A 22,732-nucleotide genomic window follows, 5' to 3' on the forward strand; every position below is an offset into this window, starting at 1 on the left:
AGACCGCAGCTAGCCAGACAGTTTGGAAGGCGCACTGCGCCCATATGGCCATAGAAGGCGACGACAGGGCCGTTTGGTGCGGTAGTTGAAAACCTGGAGTTAGAGTGTTGCGAGGCAGTGGATGACAACCGAAGCGACTGTCCAACGACGGGGCAGTTGCTTCCTTTCTGGTCTACGGCGGTCATGGCAACGCAGGCCTCAATGACATCGCGACATTTCGGGTGAAGGAGGAGACCTATGTCCATATGGCGGAAGTGTCTACCGGTGTTTTGCCGCCCAGTACCGATTGAGCGCGGTCGTTGCCTTTATTGCAGCATCCTCTTCAGTGTCGTGTTGTATGAATACCTGCTTCCGTTCATCGGTCAACACATATTCACCACCTACCATGCCTTCGAGCATAACCGCCAGCGGTTGCAAGTCAACCATGGTTGTTAGCGATTTTGAAGAATTTAAATCCAGATCGTGAAGTACGATCTTCAGCCACGACCGACATTCTTCCAAGTGACACCATCGCTCATGGGTAGCGTGTTTGTCGATCAACCTTTCTAAAGTCATGACTGGCCGTAGTGCTAGCTTTGCCTCGCTCATCCTTCGATCAAGAGTTCGAAATCGTTGGTATGTATCGGAAAGTCTTTGGGTAGCACCAGCAGCGAGTGTGTCTACAACACCCTTCAAGGCGATGAGGACAGCGCGCTCAGCCGAAGATGCCTCGCTTATTGCCCGCGCTGGAAATACCGCTGTCGCGACAAGTAGTGCGGCCAAAACGCCAATCGTGGTTTCCTCTAGGCGAGTGAAAAGAATTTGAATCTCAGAGAACCCGAGCGAGGCGTACAGCAGACCAACAAAAATTGTTGCAAAAAATATCCCGATTCCGTAGTTGGCAGGAAGGCAGAAATGCAGTGCAAAAATTACCGCGAATATTGTGGCGTATGCCAATACCAAATTTCCGCCGATTAGCCAGCCAGCCAGCAACCCGATTGCCAGACCTGTAACAGTACCGACAAGACGGAGAAAGCTTTTATGGAACGTTGATGTGTTGGAGCGAGCCAGGACAGCATTTGCCGTAACGACAGCCCAGTACCATCGACTAGGTAAAAGCAATTCGGCCAGCAGCAACGCCGTAGTGATCGCTGCTGTGACTTGAATCGCTGGCCGCCAAGCGAGCGAATCTATGGAAAGAGGGCTCTTTGGGGAAAGAACGATTGATCGGATCTCCATCTTCCCAGCAATAGTGCGCAGTGTTGATAGGGACTCATTAAGCACAGCGATGCGAGTGGACAGCCTATCGTTGAGCTTCGTGCTTTGACCACTCTCAGGTACGGAAGAATGGAGCGTCTCTATCGCGATTTTTGACTCGATATTGACCAGGTAGCAGCAAACTGCATGGGCTCGGGACAAGGCATGAAAGAAAGAATCGGATTGAGCGGAGTTGTGCCCGCTAAGTTCGCTCTCAATAACCGCTATTGAACGACCAAGTCGTTCAAGGGCCCTCAGCTTGGCTTTTCTTCGTGCATTGGCTTGCGATGGCTGGTCCAGTGCGCTGCGGCGGATGAAGTTTGCATTCCACTGGAAATCGGACAGGGCGCTTCGCAGTACACGGGTACGTAAGTGAGGCAGGAATAGAATGCAAATAGTGAAGGTCACCCCAGCGCCAATTGCGACGGACGCGATCTGGAACGGCATCGTTGCAAGCGAAGGGCTCAGGTAGAGCTCGACGCAAGTCACGACGAACCACATGATGGTTATACCGAATGCCCTGCGCGCACAGTCTTGGACCAACGTTCCGAAAAACATTCCAAGGCAAAGGTATATCGCCCCGCACCAAGACGGATAGCCGTTGAGATGGGGGATCACGAACGTAGTCACAGCGATTGCTGTGCTTGATGCGAGCAGCATTTCGACTTGTCTGCGAAATGTGGTCTCGCGTGCAAGTAGGACCCACAGGAATGAAATCAGGACTCCTGGAGCCACGAGCTCGATGGAATGTCCAGAACGAATGGCGAACTGATATAGGGTGACGGCGGCGACCAGTGACGCAACTACTGCCCGGACCGCATTGAACAGTCGAACTCTGCCCGGATCATGTGCCACCTCGGCAGCAAGATCGCTGACAGCGCCATTGAGACTCCAGAGCCGACCGGCAAATGACGTAGGATTCAATATTCAACTCGACAGAATTTAGGGTAGTCCCTAGCTCTATGCAATTCCTATTCCCGGTGCCGCCAGTGCGATGCCGGCGAATGGCAACCGGCCGGGTAGGCGAGTACGCCCATCGCTGGATGCGAATTCCGTCCTAGCCGCCCGGTTTCGCATGCGCGGGGTTGCGACAGTAGGGTCGGTTACAACATGTCCTGGGAGTCGGCGATGCGGCCACGTTGGTCAAGGGAGTGCACATGATCATGCCGTTGCTGCAATCGAGTCAGCCGAATGACCGTCACGGCGCCATCTGCGGGCACAGGGAGAAGCCGGGAAACGCAAGCACCTGCCGTCGTTTTAGTGGCTTACTGTGGTGCTCGCGACGATAAACAGCACTACTTAGGTGCGGGGTTCGGAATCGCGGGACAGTCTGCCTCGCACCGGTGCCCGGTCTGGTATGTCCATGGTAGCCGTTGACATGTAGTCGCTTCTATCCGTTGGCTAAAGGCGGGTGGCGCTGACCGATTGCAATTTCGAATCGGTTCGCTCGCTGTGTGGAGCGCTAAGGGTCGTTCGGCGAGCCGGTCTAGTCGGTGGCGAGACAGAGCATCGATTGGGTACATCATTTGAATCGATATACGCCCCGGATGCCTGCTGAATGCCCTGAACCACGATAGCAGGTGTAGGGGCTCGACTTGGTCGCAATGGCAGAGAACCCGGCCTTTAGCGGATGCCAGTCGCTGTCGGCATGGTTGAGGTTCGAAACGTGTTAACGATACGAACCATCTGAGCTAGTCACGCGGCGATCAGCTATATCGCTTCGCTTCACGTTCCTAACCGGAAATGTTCGATGCTTTGTCCGGCATTGACGGCGCGCCGCAGCCAGTCTGGCATTTCGCCTATCCCGTCCCAAGTTTGCCCGCTGGCACTGCCATACCGCGCCTTCGCCAACCTAGGGAGTTCGCGCTCGCGTTCGCCTTCGGCTTGAGCGAAACATCCTGCCGCAATCAAATCCGCCACAGTCAGGCCGTATTGCGCCATCTGGGTTCGAATCCACACAACGGCCTCAGCGCGCTGACGTAGCATAGCTGTGGAACTGGTCGCAGCCGGGGGAGGGGTGGCACGTTGGTGCATATGGAAAAGCGAGTCTGACATGATGTTCGGTTCTACCGTGGTTGACCGCCCCAGCATGGTCACCAGGCCGCGTCAGCCGCTGGGAAGTAGGTGTCATGCGCGAGTATTCTAGGCTTCCGATTCCGCCATATACATCCATGCCAGCACGCGGAAACCGAGTCATACCTTTCAAACAGAACATTCCTTTTGTGTAAGGGGCTTCGCTGCAACCTGGTACAACTACGCAATCAAGAATCGATTTCGGTTCTTGCCAGCAATCCAGGCAGGCGCACGTCCTCGGCCCGACCAAGTGGCTCCAGACTTTGGATCGCGATACTTTGCGACAAGTGGGGCTTTTTTGCCGACATACCGACCAGATCGCGGCGCCAAGCCGATATCCTCGGCTGTCAGCCCGTACTCTTCCATAATTTGGCGAATTTGAAGGATCACGGTTTGCAGCTCTTGCAAGCGGGCTGCTTCAATTTTCCCGTCTAACTCGGCTTTTTGAGCCACCAGTTGGCGGTAGGTCGGCATTCGTTTCGTCCTCGCTAAGTCGGAGCTTAGATACTAGCTCAAACTAGTTGCCGCACTCCAACGTTTGCCGATGTAGTTTCGACGACGCATAATTTCACTCAGGATGGCCGCTTAGGCTAGAAGTCGTTGGTCCGGAAGCGTAATGGGCGCTAGATCGCGCACTTCTGACATGTGTCTGTCCGAGCAAAGCTATCGCCCTCTAGCTCTCCTATGGCGCGGCTCATCTCACAGGTTGGTACTCGAGGGATCACGGATGAACGGTGGGACCACACAAGGAGCCAGTGTGTAACTCCAGCCGCGCCATCTACGAAGCTGCTGCTCCGCTCAGAAAGCTAATACGCGGCCGGTCCCCGCCAAGCGGGGCGACTTACGCTTATTTGGTCAATTCGAAGCTGTCGTCAATCACCTCGAATACCTCATCTTCAGGGACTGACCCGTCGAGAACAACCGTGACCCAGTGTTCTTTGTTCATGTGGTAGGCAGGCAAAAAACCAGGTCGCTTGCGCAGAGCGCCAACTACTTCTACCCGCGCCTTCACATCGATAACATCGACCACTCCTTCCCCGTCGAGACCAAGCTTAGATCGTGGCACGTTCATCAGCAGGCAGAACCATTTCTGATCGCCTGAATGTCGGAAGACGGCGTATGACGGATACCTGTCCCAAGGGTAGTCGGGCACTACGTGATATTTCTTTTTGATGTAATCAAAAACCATCGACTTGCCGTGCATCTCAGCCTCCGAGTTGAAGAGTACTCGCATCACGATTGAATGGGGAAATCGATATAGTCGATACGGCGACACTTCCCCCGTTCCAGGAGCGACTGCAGTCATGCGCCACTAAACTGTAAGCCGCTTTATCTCAGATCAAACGATGCTTCAATTGCCATGCCGTAGTGACTCTCGCTGCTTTCTTCTTACGAGGAACCTTCACAGTCGAGGTTTTGCATCTGAGAAGACTTGGCTTGGCGGTCACGTCCATGTCGGCCAAGGTCCGTCTGTGTCGACATACGTGCACGCATCAAAAAGGATGCTCATTGGTCTCTAAAACATACCACAAAGTCAAATCTCTCAAGTTTGAGATGATGCAATGCCTCATCAGCGAGAGGGAACCCGATTGGTTTGCGTGGCCGGCAGTTGCTTAGGGTGCTCGGAGGTTGGCGAAGTTGATAAGTGGAAACGTTGAGTTAGGTGGCTTTTTCTTGCCGCGTCTGCACATGTGAAGGGGCGTTGTAAGCGGTGCCAGCGAGCACGTGGGGTGGCTCCTATTCGCTGCGCATAACCGTCAACCGTCGTACGCATGGGAGCGCGCTGCGGCCGCGATGCCTTGTTGCTGGGTGCGTGATGACGTTAGACCGACATCGAGCTGGTGTTGGGTTTTCCGCGCCCCGAGGCAGCCCGGTCAAGTTTTTTCAGCGGAGTAGCTAACATTGCATTTTGACGTGGTCGCGTCAATGGATTCTGCGAGCGTATCGAAAGCGGGCGCGATTTCGCCGTCCGGTACGCACGCATAGCCAAGGAGTAGGCCGCCCGACGCGCGCGACCGATCCGCATAGTAAGCGGACAGCGGGCGCACAATGACGTTCCGTTCGAGTGCCGCATCTGCGACTGCGTGGTCGTCGACTTCCCGTGGTAGATTCATCACGAGGTGCAGTCCGGCATCACCACCAACAGCGGTGAATGCATTGCCATAACGGCGTGCCGCAGCTTCGAGCAGAATCTGGCGGCGCTGCCCGTAAAGCGTCCGCATCTTCCGGATATGAGATGCCAGATGCCCTTCTGCGATGAATTCAGCGAGTACGGCCTGCTGCAACAATTGCCCTTCGCGATACAACTCTGCGCTAGCGGTGGCGAAACTTTGAGCGAGTCGCTCGGGTAATACGATATACCCCACACGTAATCCTGGAAAAAGCGTCTTGCCGAAACTGCCGACGTAGATCACTTGTCCATTGGTGTCGAGCCCCTGCAGTGACGCAAGTGGCCGGCTGCCATAACGGAACTCGCTGTCGTAGTCGTCTTCTATGACCCAACACCCATGCTGGCGCGCGTACTCGAGTAGCACGCGCCGGCGTGCAAGGCTCATCACCATGCCGAGCGGATACTGGTGCGACGGCGTAACGAGAATAAGCTTCGGCGGTTGCGCGAGATCTGCTGCGGATGGATTGATACCTTCATCGTCCACCGCTATCGGCCGCGGTTGGAGGCCGGACACCTGCAATACACTGCGCAGGCCCCAATAGCACGGGTCCTCGGTCCAGATTATGTCGCCGGGATCTGACAGAAGCCGCACAGCGAGATCGATCGACTGGTGGATTCCGGTTGTTATTACAACCTGTTCGGGTGTGCAATGCACCGAGCGCGACGCGCGCAAATAGTCTGCCAGCGCATGCCGTAGGAACGGAAGGCCGCCGCCCGGCGCATATGTCAATAGATTATGTGGGGTACGCCGCCAGTACTTGTTTTGCAGGCGGTTCCACGCGTGAGCCGGAAAGCGTGTGACGTCGGGCACCCCTGGCATGAACGCACCCCACTGGTGCTTTGACACGCCAACGCCAGCTAGGAGCCGCTGGCCGCGCGCAGACAAGACCTGCTTTGTCGGCGACGCTGGATGCCAGGTATCCGCAGCCTCGTCTTGGTCGTCGTCCAAAGTCGCCGACTCTGACTCTTCCAGGCGATCGGAGTCCTTATTAACGGCTCCGACGATCTCATCAGGCGACGTGTCCGCGACGAAGGTGCCTCGACCTGTTGTCGACGCCGCATAGCCTTCCAGTACCAATTGTTCGTAGACCTGCGTGACCGTGTTTCGCGCAATCCGCAGCTCTTTCGCCAACAGACGCGACGGAGGCAACCGCGTGCCCGCCGACAGTTCTCGGGACAGGATCGCCTGCTGCAACAGCAGGTGCAATTGGCGGTACAGGGGCTGCTCGCTGCGGCGGTCAAGGCGCTGAGCTAGCCAATCGGACAACATCGTGGGTTTCAAATTGGCTCCAAAACTTTCGCCAAATTGGCTCTCAGGCTAAGAGCCACTACCAATTATAGTGGACGACAGCAAGCGCTCGCGGACCGTTATGGACGCGACACACCAAACGGATGAGAGGAGTGAAGATGAAAGCCAACAATGCCAATCTGCAGCAACGCAAGAACACCGCCACACCACGTGGCGTCGGCGTCATGTGTGATTTCTATGCAGACCGTGCGCTGAACGCAGAGTTGTGGGATGTTGAGGGCCGTCGCTTCATCGACTTTGCGGCCGGCATTGCAGTTACGAACACCGGCCACCGTCATCCGAAGATTGTTTCGGCAATCCGGGAGCAGTTGGACCGGTTTACCCACACGGCATATCAGATCGTCCCGTATGAGTCGTACGTGGAACTCGCCGAAAAGATCAATGCGCGCGCGCCCGGCAAGCATGCGAAGAAGACGGCATTCTTCACAACTGGCGCAGAAGCAGTCGAAAACGCAATCAAGATCGCACGAGCTGCGACGGGGCGAGCGGGTGTAATCGCGTTCACTGGTGGTTTCCATGGCCGCACGATGATGGGGATGGCGCTTACCGGCAAGGTCGCGCCGTACAAGATTGGCTTCGGGCCGTTCCCGTCGGACGTATTCCACGTGCCGTTTCCGAACCCGTTGCATGGCGTGACAACGGCCGATTCCCTGAGGGCGCTCGAGTATCTCTTCAAAGCGGACATCGACCCCAAGCGGGTGGCCGCGATCATCTTCGAACCCGTGCAAGGTGAGGGCGGTTTCTACCAGGCGCCCGCAGATTTCGTCCAGGAGCTGCGGGCGCTGTGCGATAAGTACGGCATTCTGCTGATCGCAGATGAAGTCCAGACCGGCTTCGCGCGCACGGGTAAGCTTTTCGCGATGGAACACTACGACGTGGTGCCGGACCTCATGACGATTGCGAAAAGCTTGGCGGGCGGCATGCCGCTGTCGGGTGTCGTCGGTCGTGCGGAGGTGATGGACGCTGCGGCGCCAGGCGGACTAGGCGGCACCTACGCCGGCAATCCACTTGCCGTCGCCGCAGCTCACGCGGTTCTTGACATCATCGAAAGCGAAAAGCTGTGTGATCGCGCAGCTGAACTTGGCGAACGTCTGAAGGCGAAGCTGACGGCGCTGCGTTCGGCCGTCCCACAGATTATTGATGTGCGCAGCACGGGCGCCATGACCGCCGTCGAGTTCTCCGAACCCGGTGCTGCAGATGCTCCCGACGCAGCATTCGCGAAGCGTGTGCAGACTCGTGCGCTCGAGCGTGGGCTGTTGCTGCTGGTTTGCGGTGTCTATTCAAACGTCATCCGGTTCCTGTTTCCGCTGACGATCGAAGATGGGGTGTTTGAAGAAGCGCTCACGATTCTCGAAGACGTGCTTAAGCAAACCGCAACGGACGCCGTGTAAAGCGGCACATCACGGCTATAAGAACTCGACATCATGACGATTATTCAACTCAATGATCCATCGCTGCTTCAGACGCAATGCTACATTGCGGGCGAATGGCAGGACGCGGATACGCAGGCCACTTTCGATGTAACCAATCCGGCGACCGGCGCGGTGATCTGCAACGTGCCAAAGATGGGAGAAGCAGAAACGCGTCGCGCCATCGACGCGGCCAACGCCGCGTGGCCGGCTTGGCGAAAAAAGACAGGCAAAGAGCGCGCAGCCGTTCTGCGTAAGTGGTACGAACTGATGATCGCGAACCTCGATGATCTCGCTCTAATCCTGACGACGGAACAAGGCAAGCCGCTTTCTGAAGCGAAGGGCGAGATTCAGTACGCAGCGTCATTCATCGAGTGGTTTGGTGAGGAAGCCAAGCGTACGTATGGTGACGTGATCCCTACCATTGCCAATGATCGACGCATCGTCGTCACGAAAGAGCCGGTGGGTGTTTGCGCTGCGATTACCCCGTGGAATTTTCCAGCGGCGATGATTACGCGCAAGGTTGGGCCAGCGCTGGCGGCGGGTTGCCCCATGATTGTGCGCCCGGCTGACGCGACACCATTGTCGGCACTTGCGCTGGCCGTGCTCGCGGAACGCGCCGGTGTGCCCAAGGGTGTGTTTAGTGTCGTGACGGGCAGTTCGCGCGTCATCGGCGGCGAAATGACCAGAAACCCGCTGGTGCGCAAACTGTCGTTTACGGGATCGACGCCGGTCGGCAGCGAACTGATGGCGCAGTGCGCGCCGACCGTCAAGAAGCTGTCGCTTGAATTGGGCGGCAATGCGCCGTTCATTGTGTTCGATGATGCAGACATCGACGAAGCGGTGGCCGGTGCAATCACTTCGAAGTACCGCAACTCAGGGCAGACCTGCGTCTGCGCGAATCGCTTCTACGTGCATGAACGAGTCTACGATGGGTTCGTTTCAAAGCTGACGGATGCGGTCGCTCGCCTAAAGGTTGGGCTCGGAACCGATGAGGGAGTCACGCAGGGGCCGTTAATTAACGAAGCGGCGGTTCTGAAAGTTGAAGAACACATTCGGGATGCGCTTGATAAAGGGGCGCGCCTGCTGATCGGCGGTAAGCGCCATGCGCTTGGCCACGGCTTCTTTGAGCCAACCGTGTTGATCGACGCGAAGCCGTCGATGATGCTGGCGCGCGAAGAGACCTTCGGGCCGCTTGCCCCGATCTTCCGCTTTAGCAGCGACGACGAAGTGATCGCGCTTGCAAACGACACAGAATTCGGGCTTGCCTCGTATTTCTACAGCCGCGATCTCGGTCGCGTATGGCGCGTAGCGGAGGCGCTTGAGTACGGTATGGTCGGGATCAACACTGGCATGATTTCCAACGAAGTTGCTCCGTTTGGAGGGGTCAAGCAGTCGGGCCTTGGACGCGAAGGCTCTCACTATGGGATTGACGAATACATGATCGTCAAATACATGTGTGTCGGAGGGATCTAGTTCGAGTGGCAGCGGATGTGGTGACGGTTCGAGGTGAAAGTGCCTTTGGATTGTGGTTGCCTGAGGGCTTACGAGTACACTGGAACCCGTATTCCACCAGTTGGCGGTGATCACGTCGACAATTCACGATGCCACCAAATGCCCCTACTCTTTCACGAGGGTAGGGGTTTTGTATTCGGGAAGTCGCATACAGCGACTAACATCTCGCCGCAGTTTGACTCTTCGGACAATGTCGATACATCGGTCTTCTAGCCCTGCCACTATCCTGACACCGCCTCAGCGCCGGGCACTCAAGGAACTGCGAGCGGCGGAGCTAACCGATCCGAATAGCCAAGTTGGCGCAGCCCGTGACATTACGGTCGGACATGCGGGCGTAGCGTTGGAAAGGAAGGGGTTGGTTAAGCGCATCGGGCCAGGCGCAACGTCGGCGGGAACGCGCCATATCTGCTATTGCCTGACCGACGCGGGACGGGCTGCAGTCGCCGGTCTGAAATGACACCATTCCAGTGGAAACAACACACTGGTGTTCTTATCCTAAGCCCGCGTTGTCGGGTTGGTGCTCTTGGTCACAGTAGAGATACCGGTTCAGCAAAGGCCTGCATGAAAGCGAACAGCGGCTGTGCAGCAACGAGGCGTTCGATCCCTTGCCTCAAGACTCCGGCGGTAAGCCAGGGGTAGTCTAGAGTTGCATGAAGCAACTGAAGCGAGACAGCGTCCGTATCGGCCCATTCGTTCGATATGGATACGCGGCGATGCGATGTGGTACGAGCCGTCTTTTCCTTTGAGAAACGCCGCCGATAAAATCCGGTTCCTGACATGCATCGCGTGTGCGGCAGTCTCTCGCATTGCCACGAGCCAGTGAATCATTAGTGTGTAGCCCGCAAGTGCCAGCTTGTCGGCAACTTAGTAGGTCCGACAAAGATCGTCCACTTTGACAAACTCGGAGACGGGCGTCCTCGCGATGCCTGTTGCCCTTTCAGCTTCCAAGGGGAAGTTTATGGGGCGGCGTTGATTGAGAATTTCCGAGGGGCGTCCGTTGCAGCAATTGAGCCATCGTGGATGGGGAGCATTCCGTCGGGCCATCTCCTCGACGGACATCAAGGACTACAGTGCCTACCCCTCACTGGACGGCGATCTTGGCCCCCATACCGTTGGCCCAGAAACCGTCGATCTTTCCATCCTCCAGCGCCTTGGCTCCAGTTACGTCAAAGCTAGTACCAGCAGCCAGTGCTCCAAGTACGGGCGTGATTTGAGCTTCGTCGCGTTGGATGCCGATGCACCTTTTTGAGCAGTTGACGCAGGCCCAAATCAGCCCAAGGCGCTACCACAATACGCCGGCCTCGTACAACACTCAGATCGTTACGCTTGGCGCAGAGATCGGTCGGCGGCGTGCTGCCTCTTTTGTCATGTGTCAGACCATCTGCCCAAGAAAGAGGCGGCCCGCTACAAAAGAAGGTTGACGTTATCGTAGTTTGGTGCATACTGACTGGTCAGTTGAAAAATAAGTCGTTACGGTACTAAGTCAGATGTAAAGCCGCTGCAAGGTTTCCAGTCTGGAGCTTGCTGCCATGCTTCCGGTGCCCCGGGTCTGTGTCGGGGGACTTAGTGACGTTTCGCTCGCTTTCCAGTGGTAACAGATAGCCCCAAGTCGTACAGCCAGCCTCTTGGCTTTGTATTTCATGAAAATTGTTAATGTACTCAACGGCGCTGAATTTGAGGCGCATGGTGACGTTGACGTTGTAAGTGCGTCCATCCAGGCGCACTGCACGGTCAGTCATTCTTGCCGTCGCGGAGTCTGTGGGCAGTGCGCAGGCCTGGTGCGAGATGGTGCGTTTTCGAATGGCATCGAGGGCACGACGCAAACTGTGTCACGTGATGGCAAGCCCGTCAGTGTGCTGATGTGTCAAACGTTCGCACGATCAGACTTGACGATTGAATGCGCTGACAATGACTCGGTTGCGCCAACGCGGGCCGTTCAGGTCACCTCCATCGAATTCCCAACGCCTGAGGTGGCCGTCATCGATCTCCGCTTTATGGATGAGCGGCCTTTCGAATTCCAAGCAGGTCAGTTCGTTGCTATACGGTGGACTGGTGATCGTCAGAAGTACTTTTCGATCGCCAGCAACGCGAACGGTTCGAAGGGTATCCAGCTGCACATCAGACGCCAAGCTCATGGCGAGTTCACGGGCTGGTTGTTTGAGGCGGCAAGAGCCGGCGATATCTTCGGTTTGGAAGGCCCTCTCGGACGTTTTACGTGGTCTACCCCGGATGCGCGACCCGTTGTCTTGATGGCGACGGGAACGGGATTCTCGCCCATTCAGTCTTTGGTCGAGACACACGAATTGTGGGCACGTCAATCTCCCGTCTATCTGTATTGGGGCGGACAGACCGAGAACGACGTTTATCGTCCCGAAGTCGCACGCCAATGGTCAGCGATGGGCCGGAACTTCCACTTCATCCCGGTTGCTGCGGCTCCGCTCAGAGAGTGGGCTGGCCGCATAGGATATCTGCAGGAGTGCGTCGCCCAAGATCATCCGAATCTCACTGGATATGACGTGTATGCGTGTGGTTCGCCGATCATGATTGCCCGAGCACAAGAGAGGCTCATCGGTGATCTTGGGCTTCCGAGTGAGCGCTTCTTCACGGACTCGTTTAATGTCACTCCGCCGCAAACGACTGGGTCGGGCAATCTGGTTGATTTCACAGTGAAATTTCAAGGTTCAGCGCAAGGTCGTATCCACGCCGAGGGCGGGAGAACGCTCCTGCAGGCCCTGATGCGAGCTGGTTTAGATCTGGACCACTATTGTGGAGGCGGCGCCGTATGCGGGACCTGTCGGGTCAGCGTGGAGCCAGCGTTGCTCGCGGGTATGAACGAAGCCGAAGCCGATCTTCTCGAATGCTTGCCGTCTACATGCGATGAGCACCGGCTTGCGTGTCAGTTCCAACTCAGCCAAGACATTGAGTCTCGAACCGTTTATTTGCCGGGTACACCTGGTCGAGTTTCCGCATTGGAGGACTGAAATGGACAATGAGCAGAGTCAACGCGAGTATGTCGGCAAAGCCTTTACATCGGAAGGTATGCTCGAAGCTCGTCGGAGAACGTGGCTTGCCGTAGATGACATCGCAGAGGCGATCAAGCCCGGTATGACCGAACCGCAGGCAACCCAACTAGTAAGGAAGATGCTCAAAGAGCGTGGACTCTTGCAGGGCTGGCACGCTATCTGTGTTCGCTTCGGCTGCAACACAATGCTCGAGTACGGCGCACCATCGAAGCCTGACGTTGTGCTTGGTGAAAACGACATTTTCACTCTTGATCTCGGCCCGCTCTGGGATGGGTATGAGGCAGATTCTGGTGCTACGTTCGTTGTTGGCAGCGACCCGGAAATGTTGCGAGCTAAGACCGACGTCAAAGTTCTGTGGAGCCGAGTGCGTGACGTATGGCGGGAGCGTGCACTGACTGGAGCCGGTCTCTATGAATTTGCTGCCGAGGAGGCGGAAAAGCTGGGCTGGGTGTTTAACCCGATCATGTCCGGCCATAGGGTCGGCGACTTTCCGCATCAATATCAGGGGACACTCCGATCGATGGATGGTATTCCTAGCCCGCATCTCTGGATTCTTGAGATCCTTATCAGGCATAAAACGCTCCCGTTCGGTGCGTACTTCGAAGACTTATTGACCTAGTGCCTATGCTCAATGTACCGGTGGAAGAAGCGGAAAAGGGCGTGGATTTCATCCTCGGTAGGTGGCGTGTGTCGTTCCTTTGATGTAAGTGGGACGGACGAAAGTATTGACTGGTCGGTCAAAAAAAAAGACAATATACGCATGCCTTTGCGATGCGAAGGCGGTAGCGCGTTCATCGAGGGTGATGAGTGGGAATCGCAACTTTCAATGGTGTTGTTTACCCTTCGCAGACAGATGCGATGGGGCACTTGACGGTCCAGTACTACGTCGCTGCGTTTGATCAAGCTATGTGGCATCTTGTGTCCCACCTCGGGTACGACCCTGAGTGGCGGGATTCACGACATGAGGGTTGGGCAGATGTACGTTACGAGATTGATTTCCAGTCGGAACTTCGAGTCGGTGATCTCTATATTGTCGAAAGCGAAGTTGTCGACGTAGGTAAAAGCTCGCTCAAGTCGAGACATCAGCTGCGTGCTCGAAGTGGGGCGGTGAGTGCTGAACTCTTGATGACATCAGTCTACTTTCATCTGAAAGACAGGAAGAGTATTCCGATACCTGATTCGGTTCGGCGAGCCGCCCGCGCTCTTGTAGAATCATCCGGTGCGATGGATGTCTCCGAGTGATTCACGGTGCTCGTTGCTTGAACTAAATGCTGATTGTGAGGAAAGCGAATGAAGATCGATCGAAGAGAGCAGCTTAAGGCTAAAAAGCAGGCGTACGTGCAGGATGAGATTATCGCTTCAGCCGTGGTCTTGTTTGCGGAGCGCGGTTTTCGTGCTGTCACGATCGATGACGTTGCGTCGAATCTAGGCTATACGAAGTCTGTGGTCTATTACTATTTCGACAGCAAGAACGAGATTTTGTGGCAGATTTTTAATCGTATTTACGATAGTTACTTCGCAATGATTTCGTCAGTTGTTGCGAAGGGGTTGCCGCCTGAGCTCGCACTAAGGGAGCTTTTGAAAGGTCATGCGCTCCTCGTCATGGAGCGCCGAGACTGGACTGCAATCTACAATCGCGAAGAGAGCGAGTTGGACGAGAAGCAGTTGAAATTGCACATCCAACGCCGGCGTGAATACGATGCCACCATCACTGGTGTTTACAAGGACGGTGTAAAAAGTGGAGTATTTCGCGACATTCCCCCGAATATTGCGATTGCTGGATTTCTTGGGATGTGCAATTCGTTGTACCGCTGGTATAATGAGCAAGGCCCGATTCCTGCCTCGGAGATTGCTGAATATTACGTAGATATCTTGGCCAGCGGTTACATGGCGACCCAAAAGGCGACAAAGTTAGTCGCGAACAAAACAATCGCGCGCAAGACGGCGATGAGGGTCATTAAGGCTACTACTGCGTGATATATGTGATATAAGGCGCGCTTGGATAGGTTTGTCTGGCGGTGGCGTACTAGTTGCGAGAGGCGTGAGCGCAGAGGCATCGGACTCCAAATCGACCTCCTTTATTTAATTCCCTGTTCTTCCGTCATAAGCGTCGGCTATTGGCCGTGTGCCCGTCATTTTCGCCGACCCGAAAGGGGTTGGCGATGCCCCAGATACTCGCGTTTGTCTCGATTATTATCCGCAGTCAGAACACACACGCAAATGAAACCGCTAGAGTTGATTTTCGGTGAGCTATTGCGTTGAGTGGATGGGCGCCAGCTAGAACCTATGGAATCCTGAACTGCCTTGACTGTGAGCTCGACTATTCGATGTCGGCGCTGGCTTAGTGCGCTGCTCGCCGAAAGAGAAGCTAGCTCCGAGTTTGAGGCGAGGCATGCCACCATTTTTTGAGATCAACTCCCCACCGCCCGCTTTAACGCGGATATCGAATCTTGAACATAGGCGCGGGTGACTTGGGCGGACTCGATCAGATGGAAGCCGTGTGGGGCACCCGGATAGATGTGAAGCTCGGTCGGCACGCCCGCAAGTATCAATCGACGAGCATAGTCCATGTTCTCTAAGAGAAATAGGTCTAGTGCCCCGCAAGCTATGAAGGTTGGTGGGAGACCCTCTACATTCTCGGCGCGTGCGGCAGCGGCGTAGGGTGAAACATCAGTGCCACCGGGAAGTCCTCCAAGGAGGGAAGTCCATCCGAAAAGGTTGGCCTCGGGTGTCCAACGGAACGGACCTAGATAGTCGCCCCTGAACAATCCGCAGAGCCTTGAAGCACAAGGCTTTGCAGTGGAAACGGTATTGTCGGAAGTGCAGGAGACGTGCATATTGGCGCAGTCATCCTGCAAATTCCGACGAGGTTTGGATGGGTCCGAAGGAGCCTGTGGCGGCCAGCAAGGAGTTGTTCCGGCAACCGCTGCGCGAGCAGATCAATCTGAAGCATCCGCTGGTGCGCCTGGCCGATCTGATCGATTGGCAGCGACTGAGCATGGCGATGAGCGAGAGCTTTGTGTCCAAGCGTGGACGCCCGGCCACCTCGCCGCGGCTAATCGCCGGCCTGCTGTACTTGCAACACGCGTTCGATCTGTCCGATGAAGAAGTCGTCTGGCACTGGGTCGAGAACCCGTACTGGCAGGTGTTCACGGGTGAGACGTACCTACAGACTGAGCCGCCGATCGCCCCATCGAGTCTGACGCGCTGGCGTAAGCGATTGGGAGAAGCAGGCGTGGAAGAGCTGCTGGCCGAGACGATCGAAGCGGCCAAGCGCGCAGAGGTGATCAAGCCCTCCAGCATCAAACGCGTGATCGTCGACACGACGGTGATGCAGAAGGCGATTGCGCATCCGACCGATTCGCGCTTGCTGGAGCGCTGCCGCGAGCATCTGGTGAAGGCGGCAGCCCAGCATGGGCTGAAGCTGCGACAGAACTAATTGGCCGCACCAAGCGGATTCTGTCGCAGAAGCAAAAAGACAAACACAAGCTCTACGCGCTGCATGCGCCGGAAGTGGAGTGCTTAGCCAAGGGCAAGGCCAGAACGCCGTACGAGTTCGGCGTCAAGGTGTCGATCACGACAACGCACAAGGAAGGGTTGGTGCTGGGCGCGCGCTCGATGCCGGGCAATCCGTATGACGGGCACACGCTGCACGAGGCGCTGGAGCAGGCGGAGATTCTGGGCGGGGTGAGGCCATAGATCGCAGTGGTTGATCGTGGCTATCGGGGCGTGGAGGTCGAGGGCGTGAAGATCTACCACCCAGGCCTGCGTCGCGGCATCACGCGTGGCTTGCGCGCAATGATCCGGCGGCGCAGCGCCATCGAACCGGCCATCGGCCACATGAAAGCGGACGGCAAGCTCGATCGGAACTGGCTCAAAGGCGCGTTGGGTGATGCGATGCATGCGGTGCTGTGCGGCGCCGGCCACAACCTGCGCATGATCCTCAGGAAGCCGCGGCTTCTTTATGCCCTTGTTCTTGTTGTCCTGTGGAACCGCTGCGGCCCCGCCACGGCGATGGCATGAGGCCGCGCAACGGGAAGAACGAATTGTTCAGAGCCGACGCCTTAAGGGATAGCCGACCAAATTTAGGTTTTGCCAATCTCTGCGCACCTCACAGAGAGGGCACCCTTAATCCAACAGCCAGACCAAGTGAAGCAAGACGGTAGTCAGTAGTGCAAATGGAAGGGAAATCAGTGGCGCGAAGCCGACCACTGGGCCCAACCTTACTGCCGAACTCTCGCTTGGAGTAACCGTCGGAAATTCAGAGCAGTTTGTTGCCTGCGTGGATTTCTCGGCTTCCGATTTGCTCTCACTGGGCACCCTTGGCGTTGCGCTTAGTTTTGCTGCGTACCCAACCTCGGACGAAGCGAATGAAGCCAACCCAGACGTATAACCCTGCGGTCCGCCGGACGCTACGCGATAAAGCCGCGCAGCGCCGGTGACCTTCACGTCCCTGAAGGGCCACTTCTCCATTCGGCAATTGCCGCTTTGGGTCGGGTCCGGCTGTAGGGCTGGCGTTCTGCGGCCAGTGATGCCATAGCAATCAAGGCCGGCGGGAACCGGCCAGGAGCTGACGTCGGGAATGCAAACGCTTGCGAGCAGCGACCATGTGAGCTGGATGCTGGAGAAGGAATAGATGCAGATCGAAACAAGACCGTTCGCACCGACAAAGCGGATCAATTTAGGATCAGACGTAGATTCGTTTAGGCCGCGAGCTTATTGAGCGACTGATAGAAGAGGCTCATGCGATGGGATATTGCGAGATTAGGCTCGACGTGATGGAAAAATATGTATCCGCGCAGCAACTCTTTGCGCCCTTTGGTTTCGTCCCGGCCGAGCCAATTTCTTTCAATTCTGCGCCTGGAGCATCGTTCCTCGGACTCCACCTCTGACCCACTGGTTTGCAGGCCTTTCCCGCTTAACTATTCTTCAGGGAAAGACCCGACTATCTCAATCGACGTTCGTTTTCGGGAAAGCTGTCCCACCAAAAACTTAGCCTATTCTTACAGATCTGCGCATCGCGTTATGCCCCCCCGTCCGAATCGGTAGGCGTATCTTCGAAAGCGGTGTTCGAGCCGCGCTCGCGCCAGGAATTCAGGTCGGCGTTGCGTGCCTTTACCGTGCGGTCCCAGTACTCATATGCATCGGTACCCAGCGGCAATCGAAGTGGCGGGGAATCGCTATCAGCAACAGCCAACATCAACTTGGCCGCCTTAGCTGGATCACCCGGCTGCCTCCCGGATCGACCGTATAGGCCACTCTGGATAGGCGCGATGACAGAACGATATGGCTCCAGCTGCTGCGCGGGACGCATGTTTGCATCACTAGCGAACTCCGTCCGGAAGTTTCCGGGCTCGATGAGGGTTACCCTAATACCCAAGGAAGCGACTTCATATGACAGTGCCTCGCTCCAGGCCTCAAGCGCGAACTTGCTAGCGCAGTAGGCGCCGAACCCGGCGACCACTATGAGCCCGCCAATGCTCGTCAGATTAATCACGTGGCCATGCCCTTGCGCACGCATGTACGGCAAGACAGTCCGGGTAAGCTCGGCCGGTGCGAGGAAATTCACCTCCATCTGCTCGCGGAGCTGCTCAGGCGCGAACTCCTCAACTGCGCCGACTGAGCCTCGGCCTGCGATGTTCGCAAGCACGTCTATCCGACCGAAGCGGTTGATCGCTTCGTCAATCGCACGCGCTCGTCCAGCAGGATCGGTGACGTCCAACTTAACGGGCAATGCTCGCTCTCCATGCTCGGCCGCCAGCGCCTCGAGGCGCTCGACACGTCGCGCGGCAAGTACGGCCCGATCCCCCCGCGCCAACGCTGCTTCCGCCAGCGCCTTGCCAAACCCTGAGGATGCCCCCGTAATAAACCAGACCTTGCCTTGATCTTTCATTTCAATCTCCTGTCCGTAATGAAAAGTGTTGATTCCGTCGCAGGTTTGCGATGCTTTTCTTTGACAGGTAACACTGTAATCTACAAAGTAGGTTTTGATTAGCTGGTAGAATTTGAATGTTCCGATAAGCGGAGCTTCTTAATGCCGAAACAGAACCTAAACGATTTGCAGACATTCATCGCTGTTGCACGGGAAGGCAGCTTCACTCGTGCAGCGGCACAATTGGGAGTTTCCCAATCGGCTCTCAGTCAGACGGTACGTGAGCTTGAATCCCGGCTAGGCATTCGATTGCTGAACAGGACGACGCGCAGCGTGTCGCCCACAGAAGCCGGGGAACGATTGCTTGCGACGGTCGCTCCCCGATTTGAAGAAATCGAAGCGGAGTTATTGGCATTAAGTGAACTGCGGGATAAGCCAGCCGGCATGATCCGCATCACAGCGTCGGGTGATTCGGCCGATTCGATTCTTTTGCCAAAGTTGGTCCAAATTCTCCCAGACTATCCAGATCTGAAGATTGAAATTAATACTGACTATCGGCTGATTGATATTGTCGAGCACCGCTTTGATGCGGGCGTGCGCTTGGGCGACCAGGTTGCGAAGGACATGATTGCGGTGCGTATCGGGCCAGACCTGCCAATGGCATTGGTTGCGTCACCCACATATTTTGAAAAGTACGGAGTACCGAAGAAGCCGGAAGATCTGACCGAACACAACTGCATCAATATTCGCCTTCCAACGCATGGAGGTTTATACGCTTGGGAGCTCAAAAAAGGGAAGCGCGAACTCAACTTGCGCATGGACGGCCAGTTGATTGTCTGTAGTATGCAGCAGCAGGTGTATGGGGCAATGCAAGGCTTGGGATTGGCCTTTACGCTCAAGGATCGCGTCCAACCACTTATCGATCAAGGGCATCTTCAGTCAGTTCTTGAAGACTGGTGTCCGACTTTTCCGGGCTACCATCTTTATTATCCAAGCCGCCGGCAATCTTCGCCTGCACTCGCGTTACTCATTGATATTCTGCGGTATAGGAAATAGCAAGAGTATTCATCGGATTGTTACTGTGGCGAACTTTCGCTTTGGGTCGAGGTAGTGTGAAAATGCAAAATCGACCGGTTTTTCGGAATCGTTTTACCATTCCCCAAGGCAAGAAAATCGATTGTAGAGCGTTTCTGAAGGCCAAATGCTTTTGGAATTCATGAAATTTTGCGTTTTTACACAGCCTTATATGGACACCGCCCAGTTTGCCAAGTCGATCTTGTTGTGATGCCTTAACGAGGTATCGGCTGCAGTCTTATATCCGGCCTGCGATGCAAGCCGAAGCCTGCGGGCCCTGATGGAATTCGCCAGGAACGTCCTCATCTCGGCCACGCACTTTTAAGCGCAAGGCTGTGTTCAGGTTTGCGTTCCTGCGGTCCGACCTGTTTTGCCATCACGTGGAAATCAACCTCAGCAACCTATTGGTACTGCAACGTTACCTTTACTGCTGAGCTGCTACGGACCTCATACTGACGCAATGCTTATCGTACGTACCGCTGTGCGCCAGAATGGCCCATGCCGTGCGCGCCATCTTATTGGCCAGGGCCACGGCCGCAACATTCGCTGGTCGTCGCTGCTGGATTGCCTTCTGCCAGGCAGTCGGCACTTTCGCGTGACACATTACCGAGCGCGCGCCATGGATCAGCAGTGTGCGCAGGTACGGATCACCTCGTCTGGAGATTGATCCGAGCCGGATCTTGCCGCCGGTGCCGGTTTGCCGGGGCACCAGCCCGAGAAACGAGGCAAATTCACGGCCAGACCTAAACGTCTTTGCATCACCAATCGTGGCGATCAACGCAGTTGCAGTGAGCTTGCCGATACCAGGTACTTCAGCGATCGCGCGGCACGCAGCCTCCTGTCTGTGCCAGACGGTTATCTTCTTCTCAAGCGCGTCGATATCCTGCTCGATCGCGTCGATACGTCTCAACTGGTCCTGGAGACTGCTGGTCACGACCCCCGGCAGGGCGTCTTCGAGCTCCGCCATGCGTGCCCGGATCTCAGTGAGTCCGGCCACGCGTCCGGCGCGGAACGACACACCGAACTCGTAGAGGAGGCCTCGTATCTGGTTCACCTGCATGGTGCGGAACTTGATCAGCTGCGAGCGCATCCGGTGAAGAGCGAGCATTGCCTGCTGATCTTCTGTCTTTGTCCGTCACGTCGCTCGGACGAGGTCTGCGTTTCTCCATCCAGATCCGAGTAATGCAGATTCAAAAAGCGCATAACGCGCTAGGCGATGCGGATCTTCGAGGGAACTACGGCAATGCCATCAACCTCGATTCGCGCGCGCGGATCGAAGAGCTTCACTACGGGAATGAACGTGCTGGCCGGTGGGTTCTTGCCAACGATAAATTCGGCGCGCACACGCTTGAAGATCGGCAGAAGGCTCTCGTCGAAGTTCGGAACGTAGTAGGTAAAGCGGGCAACGGCGTCAAAATCTGCGCCGGCAGCTCGCAGTGTTCGTTCCAGGGCCCGAAACGTGTTCCGTACTTGGGTTTCGAAGTCGCCGTCGACGAAATTGTCCTTTTCGTCTGCAGAAACATGACCGCCCAGCACTAGGACGTCACCCGCCCCCTGAATTGCTTGCGAGATGCCGGGATAGGAGATTCCAGGCTGGTTGATTGCCGTAAGCATGGCTGATTCCCTTGATTGATGGAGAAAGTTGACTCGCTCTATCGGTGGTCGATCGAGCTTCTGTCCGGTCAGCGAATTGCATTCACTGTCGCGGAGCACGCAGGCTTTACGAACAAGCAGGACGTGACGAGAGCTTCGCGTGAGTGGATGCGGCGCTGTGAGGCGCACCAAACCAATTGACGACGCCCGCGCGCACGAAAGCTCTCGCTGCGCCTCTATGCTGTCTGACTTCAATGTACCAATTGGACGGAAATTTGTCCAGCGAGTATATTATAGTACTGATGGGTCTGTGGCCGGAGCTGAGATTCTCGTCACATAGAGCTGATCAATTAAACTGATGAATAGGATAGGACATGACAAATGGCGCCAAACTAGCGTGGGAAACGTCGATCAGCGACGTCGAACAATCGAGTGTTTTTATTCGTGGGTATGACCTGGGAGAGTTGATCGGTCAACTTTCTTTCGCATCCGCTTCCTATTTGCTGATTCGAGGGCGGTTGCCAACGCCCGGCGAGTCCAAGATGATGGAGGCGGTCCTTTGTTCTGTTCTGGACTTTTCGTTGAAGAAGCCTGGTACCGTGGCGGCGCGCTATTGTGTTTCTGGCAATCCGTCGATGGTGGCTGGTTTGGCCACGGCAGTGCTATCTGCTGGCGAATATACGCTTGCCCCTGACAGCGGCGGTGAGTTCATCCTGTCAAGCTTCGCTGCATACAAAAAGCAAGCTGAATCAATGACTCACGCGGCTGATGCTTTCGTGGCGGAACTCCGGGAGAAGGGGCAGAGAGTGCCCGGCTTTGGACATCCGAATTTCCGTTACACAGATCCCCGTGCCCAGAAGCTGAAAGCAATCGCGCAGCAGAATGGAGTCTGGGGGGAGATGTGCGACTGGTATGAGGCCATTCATGCGTCCTTTATCAAGCAAGCGAACAAACCCGATCTCGTCATCAACGAAGTAGGGATGCTTGCAGCAATTCTGGCGCAGATGCAGTTCACGCCCGCGGAGATGACTGGGCTAGCGCTCGTTTCGACGATGCCCGGGCTTATTGCGCACATCTCTGAGGAGCTCCGAGGGAAGATTCGCATTCGCGGCGTCGCAGATGCGGACGCGTCATACTCGCGCGAACGCAAGAACCTGAAAGAGGATCTGGACGTTGCGGGTTGGGGCTGATTTCCATTTCATCGTACAGGCCCGCATCCTCAAGCGAGGGTTCGGGCCAGGGCAGCACCGCGACGCGAAGCAGCTCTAATCCACAACATCCCGCAAGGTTTGCACGCTTTTAGCTTAGCCAAACGATGAGTGGCAAATTTCACGACTGGGCTTTAGGGCGGCAGGATAAGCGCCCATGAACTCTTGGTTCATGCATCTGCTTAGGGGCGAACCTTAATGCTCCGGGAGCGCTGCCATCTTCTAGCGCGCTCTCGGGGCATATCGTTAA

17 protein-coding genes and 2 pseudogenes are annotated in these 22,732 nt (G+C 56.0%); 10 read left to right on the top strand and 9 right to left on the bottom strand.

The window, feature by feature from the left end; all coding sequences use genetic code 11:
- Nucleotides 1–258: 258 nt before the first annotated feature.
- The 5 genes from NG900_RS00480 to pdxR form a co-directional block, all read right to left on the bottom strand.
- The gene (locus NG900_RS00480) at nt 259–2,160 is read right to left on the bottom strand and encodes an FUSC family protein (RefSeq protein WP_252675643.1); all 1,902 of its coding nucleotides are present in this window, start codon (nt 2,158–2,160) and stop codon (nt 259–261) included.
- Nucleotides 2,161–2,961: 801 nt separating this feature from the next.
- Nucleotides 2,962–3,270 carry an H-NS histone family protein gene (locus NG900_RS00485; RefSeq protein ID WP_420804111.1) on the bottom strand — a complete coding sequence of 103 codons (309 nt, stop codon included), beginning with the start codon at nt 3,268–3,270 and terminating at the stop codon, nt 2,962–2,964.
- 219 nt (nt 3,271–3,489) lie between these two features.
- A complete protein-coding gene (locus NG900_RS00490; protein WP_252675647.1) occupies nt 3,490–3,783 on the bottom strand; it encodes an H-NS histone family protein in 294 nt (97 codons plus the stop codon).
- 373 nt (nt 3,784–4,156) lie between these two features.
- Nucleotides 4,157–4,513 (bottom strand): MmcQ/YjbR family DNA-binding protein, encoded by a 357-nt coding sequence (locus NG900_RS00495; RefSeq protein WP_252675649.1) that lies wholly within the window; start codon nt 4,511–4,513, stop codon nt 4,157–4,159.
- Between the two features lie 670 nt (nt 4,514–5,183).
- Nucleotides 5,184–6,749, bottom strand: coding sequence for a MocR-like pyridoxine biosynthesis transcription factor PdxR (gene pdxR, locus NG900_RS00500; RefSeq protein WP_476655364.1), 1,566 nt, complete (start codon nt 6,747–6,749; stop codon nt 5,184–5,186).
- Between the two features lie 137 nt (nt 6,750–6,886).
- On the opposite strand from pdxR, the gene NG900_RS00505 reads away from it, so the two are divergent.
- The 7 genes from NG900_RS00505 to NG900_RS00535 all read left to right on the top strand — a co-directional run bounded on the left by NG900_RS00505 (nt 6,887) and on the right by NG900_RS00535 (nt 14,712).
- On the top strand, nt 6,887–8,179 hold the full coding sequence (locus tag NG900_RS00505; protein WP_252675652.1) for a 4-aminobutyrate--2-oxoglutarate transaminase: 1,293 nt from the start codon (nt 6,887–6,889) through the stop codon (nt 8,177–8,179).
- Between the two features lie 33 nt (nt 8,180–8,212).
- Entirely contained in the window at nt 8,213–9,673 is a 1,461-nt protein-coding gene (locus tag NG900_RS00510) for an NAD-dependent succinate-semialdehyde dehydrogenase (RefSeq protein ID WP_252675654.1), read from the top strand.
- Nucleotides 9,674–10,709: 1,036 nt separating this feature from the next.
- Entirely contained in the window at nt 10,710–10,961 is a 252-nt protein-coding gene (locus NG900_RS00515; RefSeq protein WP_252675656.1) for a hypothetical protein, read from the top strand.
- Nucleotides 10,962–11,337: 376 nt separating this feature from the next.
- On the top strand, nt 11,338–12,693 hold the full coding sequence (locus NG900_RS00520) for a 2Fe-2S iron-sulfur cluster-binding protein (protein WP_252675657.1): 1,356 nt from the start codon (nt 11,338–11,340) through the stop codon (nt 12,691–12,693).
- Between the two features lies 1 nt (nt 12,694).
- Nucleotides 12,695–13,354, top strand: a complete 660-nt coding sequence (locus NG900_RS00525; RefSeq protein ID WP_252675658.1) for a M24 family metallopeptidase — start codon at nt 12,695–12,697, stop codon at nt 13,352–13,354.
- A gap of 188 nt (nt 13,355–13,542) precedes the next feature.
- Nucleotides 13,543–13,977, top strand: coding sequence for an acyl-CoA thioesterase (locus NG900_RS00530; RefSeq protein ID WP_315862356.1), 435 nt, complete (start codon nt 13,543–13,545; stop codon nt 13,975–13,977).
- Between the two features lie 48 nt (nt 13,978–14,025).
- Nucleotides 14,026–14,712, top strand: a complete 687-nt coding sequence (locus NG900_RS00535; protein ID WP_252675659.1) for a TetR/AcrR family transcriptional regulator — start codon at nt 14,026–14,028, stop codon at nt 14,710–14,712.
- Between the two features lie 434 nt (nt 14,713–15,146).
- On the opposite strand, the gene NG900_RS00540 is transcribed toward NG900_RS00535, so the two are convergent.
- Complete coding sequence (locus tag NG900_RS00540) at nt 15,147–15,572, bottom strand: alpha/beta hydrolase fold domain-containing protein (protein WP_252675660.1); 426 nt, start codon at nt 15,570–15,572, stop codon at nt 15,147–15,149.
- Nucleotides 15,573–15,610: 38 nt separating this feature from the next.
- Here NG900_RS00540 and NG900_RS00545 point away from each other — a divergent pair.
- A pseudogene (locus NG900_RS00545) lies at nt 15,611–16,758 on the top strand (transposase).
- 1,000 nt (nt 16,759–17,758) lie between these two features.
- On the opposite strand, the gene NG900_RS00550 reads toward NG900_RS00545, so the two are convergent.
- Nucleotides 17,759–18,628: an oxidoreductase gene (locus NG900_RS00550; protein WP_252675661.1), complete on the bottom strand. Its 870-nt coding sequence runs from the start codon at nt 18,626–18,628 to the stop codon at nt 17,759–17,761.
- Nucleotides 18,629–18,769: 141 nt separating this feature from the next.
- Between NG900_RS00550 and NG900_RS00555 the strand changes: the two genes are divergently transcribed.
- A complete protein-coding gene (locus NG900_RS00555; protein WP_252675662.1) occupies nt 18,770–19,663 on the top strand; it encodes a LysR family transcriptional regulator in 894 nt (297 codons plus the stop codon).
- Between the two features lie 442 nt (nt 19,664–20,105).
- Here the strand turns inward: NG900_RS00555 and NG900_RS00560 are convergent.
- Nucleotides 20,106–20,810, bottom strand: a pseudogene (locus NG900_RS00560) (IS110 family RNA-guided transposase); the annotation flags it as partial.
- Nucleotides 20,811–20,890: 80 nt separating this feature from the next.
- Nucleotides 20,891–21,295, bottom strand: a complete 405-nt coding sequence (locus NG900_RS00565; RefSeq protein ID WP_252675665.1) for a RidA family protein — start codon at nt 21,293–21,295, stop codon at nt 20,891–20,893.
- Between the two features lie 353 nt (nt 21,296–21,648).
- On the opposite strand from NG900_RS00565, the gene NG900_RS00570 reads away from it, so the two are divergent.
- A complete protein-coding gene (locus NG900_RS00570) occupies nt 21,649–22,464 on the top strand; it encodes a citryl-CoA lyase (protein ID WP_252675667.1) in 816 nt (271 codons plus the stop codon).
- The last annotated feature ends 268 nt before the right edge of the window (nt 22,465–22,732 follow it).

Source organism: Ralstonia soli (assembly GCF_023955655.1).
Classification (GTDB): domain Bacteria; phylum Pseudomonadota; class Gammaproteobacteria; order Burkholderiales; family Burkholderiaceae; genus Ralstonia; species Ralstonia soli.